At 69.8% G+C, this 16,429-nt stretch carries 15 protein-coding genes; 6 read left to right on the top strand and 9 right to left on the bottom strand.

Going from position 1 to position 16,429, the window contains the following annotated elements; translation table 11 throughout:
* Nucleotides 1-81 precede the first annotated feature (81 nt).
* The 4 genes from ACIO3P_RS34265 to ACIO3P_RS34250 all read right to left on the bottom strand — a co-directional run bounded on the left by ACIO3P_RS34265 (nucleotide 82) and on the right by ACIO3P_RS34250 (nucleotide 2,878).
* The gene (locus ACIO3P_RS34265; RefSeq protein ID WP_401851053.1) at nucleotides 82-390 is read right to left on the bottom strand and encodes a GNAT family N-acetyltransferase; all 309 of its coding nucleotides are present in this window, start codon (nucleotides 388-390) and stop codon (nucleotides 82-84) included.
* A gap of 130 nt (nucleotides 391-520) precedes the next feature.
* Nucleotides 521-988, bottom strand: a complete 468-nt coding sequence (locus ACIO3P_RS34260; RefSeq protein ID WP_329829552.1) for a MarR family transcriptional regulator — start codon at nucleotides 986-988, stop codon at nucleotides 521-523.
* 160 nt (nucleotides 989-1,148) lie between these two features.
* Nucleotides 1,149-1,751 carry a DNA-binding response regulator gene (locus ACIO3P_RS34255; protein ID WP_401791225.1) on the bottom strand — a complete coding sequence of 201 codons (603 nt, stop codon included), beginning with the start codon at nucleotides 1,749-1,751 and terminating at the stop codon, nucleotides 1,149-1,151.
* Nucleotides 1,748-2,878: a histidine kinase gene (locus tag ACIO3P_RS34250; protein ID WP_329829550.1), complete on the bottom strand. Its 1,131-nt coding sequence runs from the start codon at nucleotides 2,876-2,878 to the stop codon at nucleotides 1,748-1,750. The genes ACIO3P_RS34255 and ACIO3P_RS34250 overlap by 4 nt, the downstream gene beginning before the upstream one ends.
* A 134-nt stretch (nucleotides 2,879-3,012) precedes the next feature.
* Between ACIO3P_RS34250 and ACIO3P_RS34245 the strand changes: the two genes are divergently transcribed.
* Both ACIO3P_RS34245 and ACIO3P_RS34240 read left to right on the top strand, forming a co-directional pair.
* On the top strand, nucleotides 3,013-3,894 hold the full coding sequence (locus tag ACIO3P_RS34245; RefSeq protein WP_329829549.1) for an ABC transporter ATP-binding protein: 882 nt from the start codon (nucleotides 3,013-3,015) through the stop codon (nucleotides 3,892-3,894).
* 36 nt (nucleotides 3,895-3,930) lie between these two features.
* Nucleotides 3,931-4,650: an ABC transporter permease gene (locus ACIO3P_RS34240; protein WP_401851055.1), complete on the top strand. Its 720-nt coding sequence runs from the start codon at nucleotides 3,931-3,933 to the stop codon at nucleotides 4,648-4,650.
* A 139-nt stretch (nucleotides 4,651-4,789) separates the two neighbouring features.
* Here ACIO3P_RS34240 and ACIO3P_RS34235 read toward each other — a convergent pair whose 3' ends face one another.
* Nucleotides 4,790-5,815, bottom strand: a complete 1,026-nt coding sequence (locus tag ACIO3P_RS34235) for an ATP-dependent 6-phosphofructokinase (protein ID WP_329829547.1) — start codon at nucleotides 5,813-5,815, stop codon at nucleotides 4,790-4,792.
* Between the two features lie 457 nt (nucleotides 5,816-6,272).
* On the opposite strand from ACIO3P_RS34235, the gene pta reads away from it, so the two are divergent.
* The 3 genes from pta to pyk all read left to right on the top strand — a co-directional run bounded on the left by pta (nucleotide 6,273) and on the right by pyk (nucleotide 11,172).
* Nucleotides 6,273-8,348, top strand: a complete 2,076-nt coding sequence (pta, locus tag ACIO3P_RS34230) for a phosphate acetyltransferase (RefSeq protein WP_329829546.1) — start codon at nucleotides 6,273-6,275, stop codon at nucleotides 8,346-8,348.
* Between the two features lie 65 nt (nucleotides 8,349-8,413).
* Nucleotides 8,414-9,670, top strand: coding sequence for an acetate kinase (locus ACIO3P_RS34225; RefSeq protein WP_401851056.1), 1,257 nt, complete (start codon nucleotides 8,414-8,416; stop codon nucleotides 9,668-9,670).
* 74 nt (nucleotides 9,671-9,744) lie between these two features.
* Nucleotides 9,745-11,172, top strand: a complete 1,428-nt coding sequence (gene pyk / locus ACIO3P_RS34220; protein WP_329829544.1) for a pyruvate kinase — start codon at nucleotides 9,745-9,747, stop codon at nucleotides 11,170-11,172.
* 121 nt (nucleotides 11,173-11,293) lie between these two features.
* Here the strand turns inward: pyk and ACIO3P_RS34215 are convergent, their stop codons facing one another.
* From ACIO3P_RS34215 to ACIO3P_RS34200, 4 genes are all read right to left on the bottom strand, one after another.
* A complete protein-coding gene (locus tag ACIO3P_RS34215) occupies nucleotides 11,294-12,694 on the bottom strand; it encodes a hypothetical protein (RefSeq protein WP_401851059.1) in 1,401 nt (466 codons plus the stop codon).
* Entirely contained in the window at nucleotides 12,684-13,253 is a 570-nt protein-coding gene (locus tag ACIO3P_RS34210; RefSeq protein WP_329829542.1) for a DUF6114 domain-containing protein, read from the bottom strand. The genes ACIO3P_RS34215 and ACIO3P_RS34210 overlap by 11 nt, the downstream gene beginning before the upstream one ends.
* A 95-nt stretch (nucleotides 13,254-13,348) precedes the next feature.
* On the bottom strand, nucleotides 13,349-13,984 hold the full coding sequence (locus tag ACIO3P_RS34205; RefSeq protein WP_329829541.1) for a DUF6230 family protein: 636 nt from the start codon (nucleotides 13,982-13,984) through the stop codon (nucleotides 13,349-13,351).
* Between the two features lie 650 nt (nucleotides 13,985-14,634).
* Nucleotides 14,635-15,615, bottom strand: coding sequence for a tetratricopeptide repeat protein (locus ACIO3P_RS34200; RefSeq protein ID WP_329829540.1), 981 nt, complete (start codon nucleotides 15,613-15,615; stop codon nucleotides 14,635-14,637).
* Nucleotides 15,616-15,789: 174 nt separating this feature from the next.
* Here ACIO3P_RS34200 and ACIO3P_RS34195 point away from each other — a divergent pair, with 174 nt between their 5' ends.
* Nucleotides 15,790-16,425, top strand: a complete 636-nt coding sequence (locus ACIO3P_RS34195) for a TetR/AcrR family transcriptional regulator (protein ID WP_329829539.1) — start codon at nucleotides 15,790-15,792, stop codon at nucleotides 16,423-16,425.
* The last annotated feature ends 4 nt before the right edge of the window (nucleotides 16,426-16,429 follow it).

Raw genomic sequence — 16,429 nt, 5'->3', positions numbered from 1 at the left:
TTCGTACCGCAACGCGCCCGATGGACAGCGACGCATCACTCCGGCCAGGCGCCCGGCCTCGGCACCGTCGGGCCCGGCCGCTCAGTCGCTGACATTGCTGCGGGACTGGTACAGCAGGTCCTGGTAGTCGGGATGCCGTGCGATCCACCCCGAGACGAACGGACAGGTGGCCAGCACCCGCAGGTTCGCGGCCCGCGCCTCGTCGAGGGCGGTGCGGGCCAGTGCTGCCCCGACTCCCCTGCCCTCGTACTCCGGCGAGACCTCGGTGTGTACGAACGCGATCAGCTCCGTGGTGCGGATGTACTCCGCGACGCCCGCGACCTCGGCCTTTCCGTCGACCCGGGCCTCGTACCGCTTGGCTCCGGGAACGTCGCTCACTTCCACCGCCATGTGTCCTCCCTCAAGTCCACCGTGCGCGTCTCGATCCACACTAACCCAATTCGGTTGACGTATCACCTACAGGGGTGGCCTCGATGATCGGCAGATCGGGATCGACCGTCAGGTCGAGCAGGGCGCCCGGTCAGTCGGACTGCTTCTCCATATGGGCGAGGACGCGGCTCGAGATCCGGCCGAGCGTGTCGAGTTCTTCCGGGGTGAGGGCGTCGATGAACAGTCGTCGGACGTGTTCGACATGCAGGGGCGCGGCCTCCTCGATCGCCCGGTAGCCGGCCGGGGTGGCGACGACGAACGCTCCGCGTCCGTCATCGGGACAGTCCTCCCTGGCCACCAGTCCACGCGTCGTCATCCGCCGGACCTGGTGGGACATGCGGCTCTTCTCCCACTCCACCAGCTTGGCCAGGTCCAGGAAACGCATCCGCCCGCCGCCTCTTTCGGTGAGACTCACCAACACGACGTAGTCGGAGGCGGACATCTGGGAGTCGGCCTGAAGCAGACGGGAGAGTCGCCCGATGAGCGTCTCCTGCATGCGGATGAAACTGTCCCAGGCGACCTTCTGCTCCGAGGTCAGCCAGTGAGGCGTTGCGTTCATTGAGGGAGTGTAACGACAACGTTGACAGCTCATCTATCCCGTTGACGTGGCCGATTCCGATCGATGCGTCCTTGAGCGTCACGGCTGGGTGGCCGGTCGGGGAAGGTGTCCTCGGTCGATACGGTCCTGGCCGCGGCACGCGCCTGCACACGCGTACACGTCACAACCAGTCGTGTTCGCGGGCGTACCGCGCCGCTTCGTGCCGGGTCTGGGTCTGGGTCTTCCGCATCGCTTGGGAGAGGTAGTTGCGGACGGTGCCCTCGGCGAGGTGGAGCTGACCGGCGATGTCGACGGCGGAGTAGCCGTCGGCCGTGGCGCGCAGGACGTCGACCTCGCGGTCGGTGAGGGGGCAGTCGTCGATGAGGGCGAGCGCGGAGACGTCCGGGTCGATCCAGCGCCGCCCCTCGTGCAGGGTCGCGATGACGGACGCGATGTCCGCCGGGTCGGCGGACTTGCTGGCGAATCCCTGGACACCGAGCTTCAGTGCCCGGCGCAGTACCCCGGGCCGGGCGTGCCTGGTCAGCATGAGGATCACCTGGTCCGGCCGGACGCCGCGGATCGCCGAGACGGCGCTGAGCCCGTCGACGCCGGGCATCTCCAGGTCGATGACGAGCACGTCGGGCCGGTACCGCAGGGTGGCGCGGACGGCGTCCTCGCCGTCCGCGGCTTCGGCGAGCACAACGATGTCGCCCTCCAGCGGCAGCAGCGCGGCGAGCGCCTTGCGCAGGAGTGCCTCGTCGTCGGCGATGACGATGGTGGTCATCGGGCCTCCTGTGCCTCGGGGCCGGGCGACGGGAAGTCGGCGGTGGTCAGGAAACGCCCGTTCTTCTGTTCCACCGTGAGCTTTCCCCCGTTGTCTGCCACACGTTGTTCGAGAACGGCGAGACCGCTGAGTTCCGGGAGCGGCTTGTCCGGTACGCCGTCGTTCACGATGGTGATGCCCGACTCGGACAACCTGATCCGGACTTCCCTGGCCTGGGCGTGCCGCAGGATGTTGGTCGTCGTCTCGCGCAGGACCTGGCCGAGCAGCTCGCCCGCCCGGCTGTCCACGTCCGCGACGCGGCGGATGTGCACCGTGATGCCGGCGGCCTCGAACAGGTTCTTCGCGTTCTCCAGCTCGGCGGGGAGGTTGAGCCGACGCTGTGCGTAGACGAGCTCCTTGGTCTGGGCGATGGTGTCGCCGACGAGCGAGCGGATCTCGCGCAACTCCTGCTCCGCCCGGCCTGGGTCGCGGTGCAGCAGCTTCTGTGCGAGGGCGACCTTGAGCTTCACCACGTGCAGGGTGTGCCCCTGGATGTCGTGCAGGTCGCTGGCGAACCGCATGCGCTCACGCACCACGGCCAGCTCCGCCTCATGCCGACGCGACTCCTCCAACTCGTGGACGACGTCGTAGAACTGCTTGTTGGGGAACATCAACCCCGTCACGATGGCGGTGACGCCCGCGGGGACGATGACGTACCCGATCAGCACCTGACGCGGGTCGACATCCGTCAGCAGGAAGCGTGCCGCGCCCACGACGGCGACGTAGGCGACCAGGGTGACGGCGGCCGCGCCACGGTGGCGGCGCAGCCGCGGCACGACCAGCGGGCCCACGATGGTCAGGCCGAAGACCGCCTTCCCGCTCCCGGCCACCAGCGCGCCGAAGAGCCAGACGCCCGCGGCGAGGACCAGGCACGGCACGGCGACCCGGGCGGTCAGTGTGCCTGCCGCCCAGGACACGAAGGCCACCAGCGCCGCGACCACACCCAGGCTCAGGACCACGGCGTCCGACCAGGACCCGGCGTCCAGTGCCACCAGGTACACCCCGCTGACCGCGATCACCGGGAGCAGCATGATCAGGTTGAGCCGGCGCAGCCGTCCCTGTGTCGTCGCCTCGGTGATTTCAGACATCGTTCAGCCAGTATCCGTGCGGAGCTTCCGGTGCACCAGTGACACTGCGTCATGCCTGGCTGCCAGGAACGTCATGGCGCGGACGTGATACGACGCCACTACCGGGACCGCGTCAGGGTCGGTGGAATCGAGCCATGTCCACCACAACAGTCATCGAGGTCACGAAGCTCAACGTCCGCTACGGCGATTTCCATGCCGTGAAGGACCTGTCGTTCCACGTGCGGCGTGGCGAGCTCTACGCACTGCTCGGCACGAACGGCGCGGGCAAGACCTCGACCCTTGAGGTCATCGAGGGACACCGGCCGGCAGAGTCGGGCACCGTCCGCGTCTTGGGGCAGAGCCCGCGCGACCGTGCTGCCGTGCACCCGCGGATGGGCATCATGCTGCAAGAGAGCGGCTTCTCCCCGGATCTCACGGTGAAGGAGTCGGTCCGGCTGATCGGCACGCTTTCCCGGCGGCACGACGACGTCGACCGCGTTCTGGGCGTCGTGGGTCTGACCCACAAGGCGGGCACCAGGGTTTCGCAGCTCTCCGGCGGCGAGAAACGCCGTCTGGACTTCGCCACCGCCGCGTACGGCGGGCCCGAGCTGGTCATCCTGGACGAGCCGACGACCGGCCTGGACATCCAGTCCCGCGACGCGCTCTGGGCCGCCGTGGACAGGCTGCGCGACGAGGGATCCACGGTCGTGCTCACCACGCACTACCTGGAGGAGGCGCAGCAACGCGCCGATCGCATCGGGCTCATGCACCAGGGGACCTTCCACCGTGAAGGGACCGTCGTCGAGCTGACGCAGACCCTGCCGTCGGTGATCACCTTCGCCCTCCCGGCCGGCGCTCCCGAGCCGCCGAAGGGGGCTGTGCACGTGGACGGGGCCTTCCGCGTGGAGACCTTCAGCCTGCAGGAGGACCTCTACCGCCTGCTGGGCTGGGCTCACGACGCCGGGGTGGACTTCCGGGAACTGCAGGCCGGTCCGACCCGCCTCGATGACGTCTTCCGCGCCATCACCGGCGGCTGAACCCACCAACGCTCTGCCACGAAGGGACCCAACCCCATGCTCGCGATCGCTCGCAGTGAGCTGATCCAGATTTTCCGGAACCGGCTCGTTCTGGTCACCGGTCTTGTCGTGCCGGTCGCCGTCAGCGCGTCCTTCGTCTACCAGCACGAGATCTTCGAGGATCTGGCCGGCCTCGGCTACATCGCGGCGATCGTGATGTTCACCGTGATGGCCTTCGGGCTCTACACCACGGCCGTGACCACGCTGGCCTCGCGTCGGCAGAACCTCTTCCTCAAACGGCTGCGCTCCACCGCCGCGGGCGACGTCGGCATCCTCACGGGGCTGCTCCTGCCGGTCACCGTCATCGCGCTGGTCCAGGTGGTCGTGATCCTGATCGTGCTGGGCGTGGTCGCCACCGAACCGTCCCGGATCCCGCTCCTCGCGGTCGCGGTCCTGGCCACGCTGACCATGATGGTCGGCCTGGCACTCGCCACGGCGGGGCTCACCAACTCGCCGGAGCACGCTCAGGTGACCACGCTGCCCGTCAGCCTGTCGGTGATCGCGGTCACCAGTTGGGTGGGCCTCACCGGCACCGAGGACCTCGCCCTGCTCAAGCGGCTGCTTCCCGGCGGCGCCGCCACCGAACTGGTCGTCCATGCCTGGGACGGCGACGTACCCGTCGCGGACTCCCTGATCCTGCTGGTCCCCACACTGGGCTGGGTCGTCGTCGCCGTCGGGCTGGCCTCCCGCCTCTTTCGCTGGGAACCACGCCGGTGATCCCGGCCGGGCGCCGCCCACGGCGCCCGGCAGCGGTCGGCAGCCGTTGTCGGATGCACGGTGGATCGTCGTGGTCAGCCCGCCGCGGGACCGGCCGATCGGCTGATCCGAACGAAACGGCCCAGCCCCTTTCAGCGGGCTAGAACACCGACTCCGCCTCGAACATCCGGTCCGTCGGCACGGTCTTGAGCTGCGTGACCGCCTCCGCCAGCGGCACCATCTCGATCGTCGTGCCGCGCAGCGCCGTCATCCGGCCGAACTCGCCGCGGTGCGCCGCCTCCACCGCGTGCCAGCCGAACCGCGTCGCGAGCACCCTGTCGTACGCCGTCGGGGTGCCGCCACGCTGGACATGGCCGAGGATGACCGGCCTGGCCTCCTTGCCCAGCCGGCGCTCCAGCTCCGACGCGAGGACGTTGCCGATACCGCGGAACCGCTCGTGCCCGAACTGGTCGATCTCGCCCTTGCCGTACTCCATCGAGCCCTCCGCCGGGTGCGCGCCCTCGGCGACACAGATCACCGCGAACTTCTTGCCCCGGGAGAAGCGCTCCTCGACCATCTTCACCAGGCTGTCGACCTCGAAGGGCCGCTCCGGCAGACAGATCCCGTGCGCGCCGCCCGCCATCCCGGACTCCAGCGCGATCCACCCCGCGTGCCGCCCCATGACCTCGACGACCATCACCCGCTGGTGGGACTCGGCGGTGGTCTTGAGGCGGTCGATGGCCTCCGTGGCGACGGTGACGGCGGTGTCGAAGCCGAAGGTGCGGTCCGTGGAGTGGATGTCGTTGTCGATGGTCTTCGGTACGCCGACGACCGGCATACCCGCGTCGGAGAGCAGCCGGGCCGCGGTCAGCGTGCCCTCGCCGCCGATCGGGATGAGGGCGTCTATGCCGTACTGGCGGGCCAGCTCGGCACAGTTCTCGGCGGCCTCGCGCAGCCGGCCGCGCTCCAGCCGGGCCGAGCCGAGGATGGTGCCGCCGCGCGCGAGGATGCCGCTGACCTCGTTGAGGTCGAGGGGGCGGTAGTGGCCGTCGAGCAGCCCCTTGAAGCCGTCCTCGAAGCCGATGACCTCGTCGCCGTGGCCGGTCATGGCGCGGTGCACGACCGAACGGATCACTGCGTTCAGGCCGGGGCAGTCGCCGCCTGCGGTGAGAACTCCGATACGCATCGTGCTGTGTCTCCTGCTCGCTCGTGGTGCCGTCAATCCGCGTCGCGCGCATCCTCGTACGCGGCCCCGTGCGCGTCCGATCCTCCCACGGGTGATCGGGGCCACGTACCGGCCATCGGTCTTGTTGACCGCGTCACTGTTCGTTTCGTACGAGGGCTCCGGGGTAGCCGCCCGGCACGCGTCCAGCGGCTTGAAGAAACGTTCTGACCTGGGCTTTCTCCCGCCGCCATGGTCGCTTTACGCCTGGGGCTTGCCCGGGTGCGTTAACGATCCCCGGAGGTATTGTCAAGAGGACATGGCCACCCCAACGGGATCGCGCCATTCATGCGCCACTCACCGGGGGCGCGAACTCCCCTGGTGGTCCACACGAACCGGGACCCATCCCGCGGGGCCACGGGGACGATCCCCCGGCCGGCGCGCCGCGGAACGGGCCATGAGCAGGAACGGGAGAGCACGCGTGACGCGCAGCGTGTACGTGACCGGGATCGATCGCGGGGACGGCCGGCAGGTCGTCGAGCTGGGAGTCATGGAGCTCCTGACCCGCCAGGTGGACCGGGTGGGGGTCTTCCGGCCGCTGGTCCACGACGGCCCCGACCGCCTCTTCGACCTGCTGCGCGCCCGCTACCGGCTGTCGCAGGACCCCTCCTCCGTCTACGGCCTCGACTACCACGAGGCCGCCGCCCTCCAGGCCGAACGGGGCACCGACGAACTGGTCCAACGGCTGGTGGAGCGGTTCCACGGGGTGGCGCGGGGGTACGAGGTCGTCCTCGTCCTGGGCACGGACTTCGCCGCCACCCAGCTCCCCGACGAGCTGTCGCTCAACGCCCGGCTGGCCAACGAGTTCGGCGCCTCCGTGATCGCCGTCGTCGGCGGCAAGGGCCAGAGCGCCGAGTCCGTACGCGCCGAGGCGCGCAACGCACACCGCGCCTACGAGGTGCTCGGCTGCGACGTCCTGACCATGGTCGTCAACCGGGTCGCCGCCGAGGACCGTACCGCCATCGCCGAGGGCCTGGCCGCGCAGCTCCCCGTCCCCTGCCATGTGCTGCCCGACGAGCCCGCGCTCGCCGCCCCGACCGTCGCCCAGATCACCCAGGCGCTGGGCGGCACCGTGCTGCTCGGCGACGACTCCGGGCTCGCCAGGAACGCGCTGGACTTCGTCTTCGGCGGCGCCATGCTGCCCAACTTCCTGGGCGCCCTCACCCCCGGCTGCATGGTGGTCACCCCCGGCGACCGGGCCGATCTGGTGGTCGGCGCGCTCGCCGCGCACTCGGCCGGCACCCCGCCCATCGCGGGCGTCCTGCTCACCCTCGACGAGCGGCCCGACGACACCGTCCTCACCCTGGCCGCCCGGCTCGCGCCCGGCACCCCGGTGGTCTCCGTACCGGGCCGCTCCTTCCCCACCGCCACCGAACTCTTCGGCATGGAGGGGAAGCTGAACGCGGCGACGCCCCGCAAGGCGGAGACCGCGCTCGGCCTCTTCGAGCGCCATGTCGACACCGCCGATCTGCTGGCGCGGATGTCGGTGGCCCGCAGCGGCCATGTCACGCCGATGATGTTCGAGCACGACCTGCTGGAGCAGGCGCGCTCCCTGCGCCGCCGGGTCGTGCTGCCCGAGGGCACCGAGGAGCGCGTGCTGCGCGCCGCCGACGTACTGCTGCGCCGCGACGTCTGCGACCTGACGCTGCTCGGCGACCTCGACGTGCTGCGCAAGAAGGCCGCCGACCTCGGCATCGACCTGTCGGCCACCCAGCTCATCGACCCGGCCACCTCCGACCTGCGCCAGGACTTCGCGGAGCGGTACGCGGAGCTGCGCAAGCACAAGGGCGTCACGGTGGAGCTGGCGTACGACGTGGTGGCCGACCCGAACTACTTCGGCACGCTCATGGTCCAGCAGGGCCTCGCCGACGGCATGGTCTCGGGCTCGGTGCACTCGACGGCCGCGACGATCCGCCCCGCCTTCGAGATCATCAAGACCAAGCCGGACGCGTCGATCGTCTCGTCGGTCTTCTTCATGTGCCTCGCCGACAAGGTGCTGGTGTACGGCGACTGCGCGGTCAACCCGGACCCGAACGCGGAGCAACTCGCGGACATCGCCGTCCAGTCCGCCGTCACCGCCGCCCGGTTCGGGGTCGAGCCGCGGATCGCGATGCTCTCGTACTCGACGGGCACCTCGGGCTCCGGCGCGGACGTCGACAAGGTGCGCGAGGCGACGAAGCTGGTGCGCGAGGCCCGGCCGGAGCTGCGCATCGAGGGCCCGATCCAGTACGACGCGGCGGTCGAGCCGTCCGTCGCCGCGACCAAGCTGCCGGACTCGGAGGTGGCCGGGCAGGCGACGGTGCTGATCTTCCCGGACCTGAACACCGGCAACAACACCTACAAGGCCGTGCAGCGCTCGGCGGGCGCCGTGGCCGTGGGCCCGGTGCTCCAGGGGCTGCGCAAGCCGGTCAACGACCTGTCGCGCGGCGCGCTGGTGCAGGACATCGTGAACACCGTCGCCATCACCGCGATACAGGCGCAGGACGCGCCCGTATGACCGGGCCCCTCCCCCGTACGAGCACGTCCCCCTCCGTTCCCCCTCCAGCAGAAGGCCAGCAGCCAGTGACTCCCCGCGCCACCCGTGTCCTCGTCCTCAACTCCGGTTCCTCGTCCGTGAAGTACCAGCTCCTGGACATGGCGGACAGCTCCCGGCTCGCCGTCGGACTGGTCGAGCGCATCGGCGAGGAGAGCTCCCGCCTGGTGCACACCCCGCTGGTGTCCGGCCCCGGCGGGAAGCGCGAACGTACGGGCGGGATCGCCGACCACACGGCGGCGCTGGAGGCCGTCGCGGCGGAGCTGGCGCACGACGGGCTCGGTCTCGACTCCCCCGAGCTGGCGGCGATCGGCCACCGGGTGGTGCACGGCGGGCTGAAGTTCAGCGCGCCGACGGTCGTGGACGACGCCGTACTGGCGGAGATCGAGCGGCTGGTGCCGGTCGCGCCGCTGCACAACCCAGCCAACCTCACCGGGATCCGTACCGCCCAGCGGCTCCGCCCCGACCTGCCGCAGGTCGCCGTCTTCGACACCGCGTTCCACACGACGATGCCGGAGCACGCCGCGCGGTACGCGATCGACACGGCGACGGCCGACGCGCACCGTATCCGCCGCTACGGCTTCCACGGCACGTCGCACGCGTACGTCTCGCGCAGGACGGCCGAGCTGCTGGGCAAGGACCCGTCCGAGGTCAATGTCATCGTGCTGCACCTCGGCAACGGCGCCTCCGCGTCGGCCGTCGAGGGGGGCCGCTGCGTGGACACGTCGATGGGGCTGACGCCGCTGGAGGGGCTGGTGATGGGGACGCGCTCCGGGGACGTCGATCCGGCGGTCACCTTCCATCTCAAGCGGGTGGCGGGCATGTCCGTGGACGAGATCGATGAACTTCTGAACAAGAAGAGCGGTCTGGTCGGCCTCTGCGGGGACAACGACATGCGCGAGATCCGCCGCCGGGTGGAGGAGGGCGACGAGCTGGCACGGCTCGCCTTCGACGTCTACATCCACCGGTTGAAGAAGTACATCGGCGCGTACACCGCGGTACTCGGCCGGGTGGACGCGGTGGCGTTCACGGCGGGTGTGGGGGAAAACGCGGCGGCGGTACGGGAAGCTGCGGTGGCGGGCCTGGAGAACCTGGGCCTGGCGGTGGACGCCGAGCGCAATACCGTACGTTCCGACGAACCGCGGGTCATCTCGCCGGACGGTGCCCGGGTGGTGGTGGCCGTGGTGCCGACCGACGAGGAGCTGGAGATCGCGCGGCAGACCTTCGCCCTGGTGGAGCGGACGGACGACGACGCGTCGCCAGCCCTTCGCACATCTATCGCCTGAGCGCACACCCGCCCATTTGTACTTTCCACCAGACGGAATATTCCGCATCGAAACAAACCGATAGGATCCGCCTCATGCGCCGTTCCAAAATCGTCTGCACCCTGGGCCCAGCCGTCGACTCGTACGAGCAGTTGAAGTCGCTCATCGAGGCCGGCATGAATGTGGCCCGTCTGAACATGAGCCACGGGAGCCACCCGGAGCACGAGGAGCGGTACCACCGCGTCCGCAAGGCCGCGGAGGACACCGGTCGCGCGGTCGGCGTGCTCGTCGACCTCCAGGGCCCCAAGATCCGCCTGGAGACCTTCGCCGAGGGACCGGTCGAGCTGGTGCGCGGTGACGAGTTCACCATCACCACCGAGGACGTCGCCGGCGACAAGTCGATCTGCGGCACCACCTACAAGGGCCTGCCCGGCGACGTCTCCAAGGGCGACCAGATCCTCATCAACGACGGCAACGTCGAGCTGCGGGTCGTCGAGGTCGAGGGCCCCGAGGTCAAGTCCATCGTCATCGAGGGCGGTGTGATCTCCGACCACAAGGGCATCAACCTGCCCGGCGCGGCGGTCAACGTCCCGGCCCTCTCCGAGAAGGACATCGACGACCTGCGCTTCGGGCTGCGGATGGGCTGCGACATGGTCGCGCTGTCGTTCGTCCGCGACGCGCACGACGTGCTGGACGTCCACAAGATCATGGACGAGGAGGGCCGCCGGGTCCCCGTCATCGCCAAGGTCGAGAAGCCGCAGGCCGTCGCCAACATGGAGGCCGTCGTCGCGGCGTTCGACAGCGTCATGGTGGCCCGTGGTGACCTGGCCGTCGAGTACCCGCTCGAAAAGGTCCCGATGGTGCAGAAGCGCCTCATCGAGCTGTGCCGCCGCAACGCCAAGCCGGTGATCGTGGCGACCCAGATGATGGAGTCGATGATCACCAACTCCCGTCCGACGCGCGCCGAGGCGTCCGACGTCGCGAACGCGATCCTGGACGGCGCGGACGCGGTCATGCTCTCCGCCGAGTCGTCGGTGGGCGCGTACCCGATCGAGACCGTCAAGACGATGTCGAAGATCGTGGTCGCGGCGGAGGAGGAGCTGCTCTCCAAGGGCCTCCAGCCGCTGGTCCCCGGCAAGAAGCCCCGTACGCAGGGCGGTTCCGTGGCCCGCGCGGCGTGCGAGATCGCGGACTTCCTGGGCGGCAAGGCGCTGGTCGCCTTCACCCAGTCCGGCGACACGGCCCGCCGGCTCTCCCGCTACCGCGCGGAGCAGCCGATCCTGGCCTTCACGACGGACGAGTCGACCCGCAACCAGCTCGCGCTGAGCTGGGGCGTGGAGTCCTTCATCGTCCGCTGGGTGCACAGCACGGACGAGATGGTCGACCTGGTCGACGAGGAGCTGCTGAAGCTCCAGCGTTACAGCGAGGGCGACTCCATGATCATCACCGCGGGCTCGCCCCCCGGTGTCCCCGGCACGACGAACATGGTCCGCGTCCACCACCTGGGCGGCGCCTCCGCCTGACGCACCCGCTTGTCCCCGCGGCCCCGCCGGCGCTCCCGCTGCCGGCGGGGCCGCTGCGCGAGCCGGACCGGGGGAGCCGGCTCAACGGCTGCTCAACGGCTGCTCAACCGGCTCAACCGACTCAGCCGGTGATGTAGTTGTGGAGCCCCGGGATGGTCAGGGTGCCGCCGAACTGGCCCGCCTGGGTGACCTTGACGTCCGTGAAGAAGGCGAACGGGACGTTCAGCGGGGGTGGGGTCTCCGGGCTGAAGGTGATCGGGATCAGGCCGAAGAGATTGCCCTTCAGCTCCTCCGTGTACATCGTCACCTCGCCGTCGCGGATGGTCGACGTGGAGCCCGCGCGTGCCTCCACATGGGCCGTCCGGCCCTGGGGGTAGACGACGGTCTGGTCCAGGTCCCTGATGTCCAGGGACGCGGCCGTGAACTTCAGGACCTTCTTGATCTTGCCGCTGTAGGTCCGTACCTCGACGATGCCCTTGTAGTCGAGGCCGTTCAGCGTCAGCAGCGAACTGTGCAGTGTCCAGGGGTCGTCGGGGAGCAGCGGAAGGCCCTGCTCCTCCGTGGCCGCGGCGAGGGCATCGGGGTCGGCCGTCGGGCAGGGGTACGGCTCCTTGCCCTGCGCGCCCGCCGGGATGTCGTCGTCCTCGCGGGCCTTGAGCCCCTTGGCGTCGTCGTCGAGTTCCTCGACCTCGGCGCCGGCCTTCCGGGCCGCCTCCTTGATCGCGTCCTTGGCCTTCTCGGCGGCCGGGTCGTCCTTCGTACCCTCGTCCGCGCCCTCGCCCTCGCCCGTACCCTCGTCGTCCGAGTCGTCGTCCGAGGCCGCCCCGTCGTCCGACGATCCGGCGGCCGGCTTCCCGGCGGGCTTCTCCTCGTCGTCCTTCCCCGCCCCGTCCGGCTTCGCGGTGGCGGAGGTGCTCGGCGCGGGGCTGTCCGTCGCGTCCTTGTCCGGTACGCCGAAGAAGTCACCCAGCGCGTCACCGAGCCCCAGCGGGTCCAGTGGGTTCGTGGACTCCGTAGGGGTGGGGGTGGGGCTGGGGCTGGAGGTGGCCGTGGGGTCCGGGTCGACGGGCTTCTGCGCATCGCCCGCCCCGGAGCCGGATCCGGAGCCGGAGCCGGAGTCCGACCCCGCGCCGGACCCCGAGGGCTCCGGCCGCGCGGTGTCCGAGGCCGAGGGCGACGGGGAAGCTCCGGGCTCCTCCGCCTCCGGGTCCGTGCCCGGTTTCGTCGCGGACGCCGAGGGCGAGGGCGACTCCGAGGCCGACGCGGACGGTTCGTCCGAGCGGGTCACACAGGGGCCCGGCGCGAAGGGGATGTCGTCGCTGCCCTCGGCCATCGCGAGCCGGGGCGTGAGCCCCATGCCCACGAAGACCGCGGTGGGCATCGCCGCCAGGGCCATCGCCTTGCCGGCGGGTATCTGGAGCTTCGTCAGAAGGGACTTCTTCGGGGCCGCGTGCCGCGGCCCTTTTCTCACCCTGGGGCCATCGCCACCCGCCGCGATGCGCTGTGCGTCGTCACCCCGCACTGTTCCTCCCGCCGTTGGCGTGGGCAGTCGTATCCGTCACGTTCGGGTCCTCCCCGTCCCGTGAACCGGGGAAGGGGAGGCGGTCACCGGCGCCGTCGGGCCCCGGAGCCTCGTGCGGGGTGCGGCCCTCGGCGCCGGGCGCGGCCGGTACGCCAGGGGCCCAGGAGATCGAGAGTGCGCCGCCGATCAGGGCGAACAGGAAGCCGATGAAGAAGCCGCCGATGTTGGAGACCGGGATCGACACCAGCGACAGCATGATCGTGGCGACGCCCGCGAACACTCTGACGATCGAGTGGAACCACATCGTCAGACCGAGGGTGACCAGCAGGACGCCGATGATCAGCGATCCGGCTCCGGCCGTGGTCGCCATCGCCATCGTGAGGTTCCCGATCTTCAACTCCGCATAGGGGAAGTACGCGATCGGGAACCCGCTGAACAGCGTGAACAGCCCCGCCCAGAACGGCCGGGTACCGCGCCAGCCGCGGAACCGCAGACGCCAGTAAGTGAATCGGCCGGGGGAATCCGAGGAGCCTCGGGGACCTGAAGACTCGGCGCTCATGGAAAACAGCTCCCTGGTACCGGTGTTGCTGTGAGAATGTTCGGAGCGGGCGGACGGGCCCGTGCAGTGACGAACCCGCCCGCCCGGGCGGGTGCTTAGTAACACTCCTTGGCGTCCTTGTGCAGCTTCAGGCTCAGGTTGTTCAGCGTGAAGGTGCCGGCCGTGGTCGCCCATGCCGTCTGCTCCACTTTGGTGAGCGTGACCTTCTCCGCACGCTGCGCGAAGCCGTTCGGGTTGGCCCGGTCACCGGGGTTGATGCCGGTCTTGTTGCTCTTGTCGCCGGCCGCCACACCGATGTCGATCTTCGAGAACTCGGCGTCGGCTTTCAACTGGGCGATGTCGATGTAGATGTTGGTCGCCCTGACCGGCTTGTCCGCGTCCGTACCGGCCCGCAGTTCCAGGCTGATGGAACCGAAGACCGGCACGTTCGGGGTGACCACCGACTGGCACATGTTGGTGATGGTCGCGCTGCTGAACCCGGAGACGGCGACCGGGTTCTCGGTCTTGTTCCCCTTGAGGTCCGTGCCGGCGTCCATGCTGCCGTACTGGATGAAGTCGTAACCGACCAACCGGTCCGCGCTGACCTTGAAGCTCTGGCCGGACACGCTGAACGAGGCCGCGAGCGCGCCCTGTGCCAGCGCGACACCTATCGCTGCCGTCGCGGCCACACTCGGCACCATGACGACAGCGAACCGCCTCCATCTGGTCCCGCCACGAACTTGGGACTCCATGAATGTCCTCCTTCTCGGACGTACATCTCCGGATCGGGTGGGAGCCCGTCCTGGGATGGGAGAAGTGCTACGTCCTCGGGAAGGAGAGCGCCTGCCTCCGGAGGCGCCAACCGCGTCCCGGAACCACCGGCGATCACCCCCGAGCGACAACCACTGGCCACGCGTTCGCGCAACCTCTGGACAGGCCCTGCCGGGTGGGCAGGAACCCCCCTGTCCGGGCCGGCGGCAGTGCCGCCGGACCGCTCGGTGGGGACCCATGGACCGAGGGCGCGACTGGCTGCCGTGCTGATACGGAAATGGACCGAGCGTCGCCGATCGTGGTGCATTCGCGCTGTTGACACAAGGGGTTCATTACTGGCTAGTAACGGCCAGATAACCGGTACACGACCAGGTGATATCGCGCGACCACACAGGGTGCCGCGTACCGATGCGTCAGAAGCGGGTATTGCCCCCCATAGCGGGACAGATCAAGGGAGTTGATTTACTACGGGTAACAGTAATCGCTTTTACCAAGTTTTGGTAAAGAGCGACATCTGTTGGCGTCGACTCGCCAAATCCGGGGCGAGGCCGCGGAGTCGGCCGTGCCGGCTCACCCGCCCAGCGGATCAGCGGGGCGCCGGCACGACGGACGCCTCGTCAACACCCCGGAATCAGAAGAGGACCCGGGCCAGCGACGACCGCGCCGCGGTCACCCTCGGGTCGTCCCCGCCGATCACCTCGAACAGCTCCAGCAGCCGGACCCGCGCCGCCTCCCTGTCGTCACCGGCGGTACGGCGTACGGCTTCCACGAGCCGGCCGAACGCGTCCTCCACATGCCCGCCGACCAGATCCAGGTCGGCCGCGGCGATCTGCGCCGCCACATCGGCCGGCCGGTCCGCCGCGTCCTTGCGCACCTGCGCCTGGTCCATCCCCTGGACCCGCGCGAGGAGTTCCGCCTGGGCGAGGCCGAGCTTGGCCTCGGTGTTGCCGGGGTCGTCGGAGAGCACGCTGCGGTACGCCTCGGCGGCGGCGGGGAAGTCATTGGCGTCCAGCGCCTGTACGGCCGCTTCCAGCAGGGCGTCGTACGGACCCTCCGGTACGGCGGCCTCCTGCTCCGCGGAGTCGTCGTCCTCGCCGTCGGTCGCGTCGACCGCGATCCCGGTGAGCCCGAAGCGCTCCTCACCGACCTGGATGAGCTGATCGAGCGTCTGGCGGATCTGGGTCTCGGGGGCCGCGCCCTGGAAGAGCGGCAGCGCCTGCCCGGCCACCACCGCGAAGACCGCGGGGATGCCCTGGATCCCGAACTGCTGCATCAGCATCTGGTTGGCGTCGACATCGATCTTGGCGAGAACGAACCGGCCGTTGTACTCACGGGCCAACCGTTCCAGTACGGGGCTCAACTGCTTGCACGGCTCGCACCACTCGGCCCAGAAGTCGATGACGACCGGTACCTCGGTGGAACGCTGGAGGACATCGCGCTCGAAGCCGGCTTCGTCGACGTCGATCACCAGGCTGGACGGGGGTACGGCGCCGGTGCCGCCCTGCCGGGCGGACTCGGCACGGGCCTGCTCCGCCTTCGCCTTGGCCTCACCGGCCGCCTTCACCGCGGCGAGGTCGACGACGCCGCTCATGGACATGTTCCTAGGCTGCATGAGTACATCCTCCCCCCTCGGCGCGCACTTGAGAAAAGCGGTGGGCCCACTCCGTCCGCACACCGCTTCCGCTACGGGTCGTAGCGTAACTGTCGCGTCAGCGACGTGTACAGACTCCCCTTGACTCCCCCGGTGAGCCGGCTCACACCCCTACCGGCCGGTATGGTCGCTGGCATGCCCAGCGACAGCCGCCCCGGCCCCCGTGACAGCCGCTCCGGGCCGCGCGGACGCCCCCGCAGCGCCGAGGCCGACGCCGCGATCCTGGAGGCGACCCGGGCGGCCCTGGGTGAGCTCGGGTGGACGAAGTTGACGATGGGCGACGTGGCGGCCCGCGCGGGCGTCGCCAAGACGACGCTCTACCGGCGCTGGCCGTCCAAGAGCGAGCTGGTCGTGGACGCCGTCGCGGCCCCGTTCGACTCGATGGAACTCGCCGACCTGGGCAGTCTGGCGGCCGACGTCGAGAACGCCGTCCTCCAGTTCGCCGCGCTGCTGGAGCGGCCGGAGACCAAGACCGCGCTCATGGCGGTGATCGCGGAGTCCACCCGGGACGAGGCGCTGCGGCGGCGGATCAGGGTTTCCATCGTCGAACGGCAGAAACGGCTGGTGCTGCTGGGCCGCGAGCGCGCCCAGGCCCGCGGTGAACTCCCGTACGAACCGGACGCCGCGGCGGCGGCCCGTACCGCGGACCTGATCTTCGACGTGATCGCCGGCGCCGTGGTCAACCGCACCATGGTGAGCGCGGAGCCGGTGGACGAGGTGTGGGCCCGTACGTTCACGGAACTGCTGCTGGGCGGCCTGACCCCGAGATGACCCG

Source organism: Streptomyces sp. NPDC087310, from assembly GCF_044744405.1.
In the GTDB taxonomy this organism is placed as follows: Bacteria; Actinomycetota; Actinomycetes; order Streptomycetales; family Streptomycetaceae; genus Streptomyces.
This window is presented reverse-complemented; position numbering and strand designations above follow the sequence as displayed.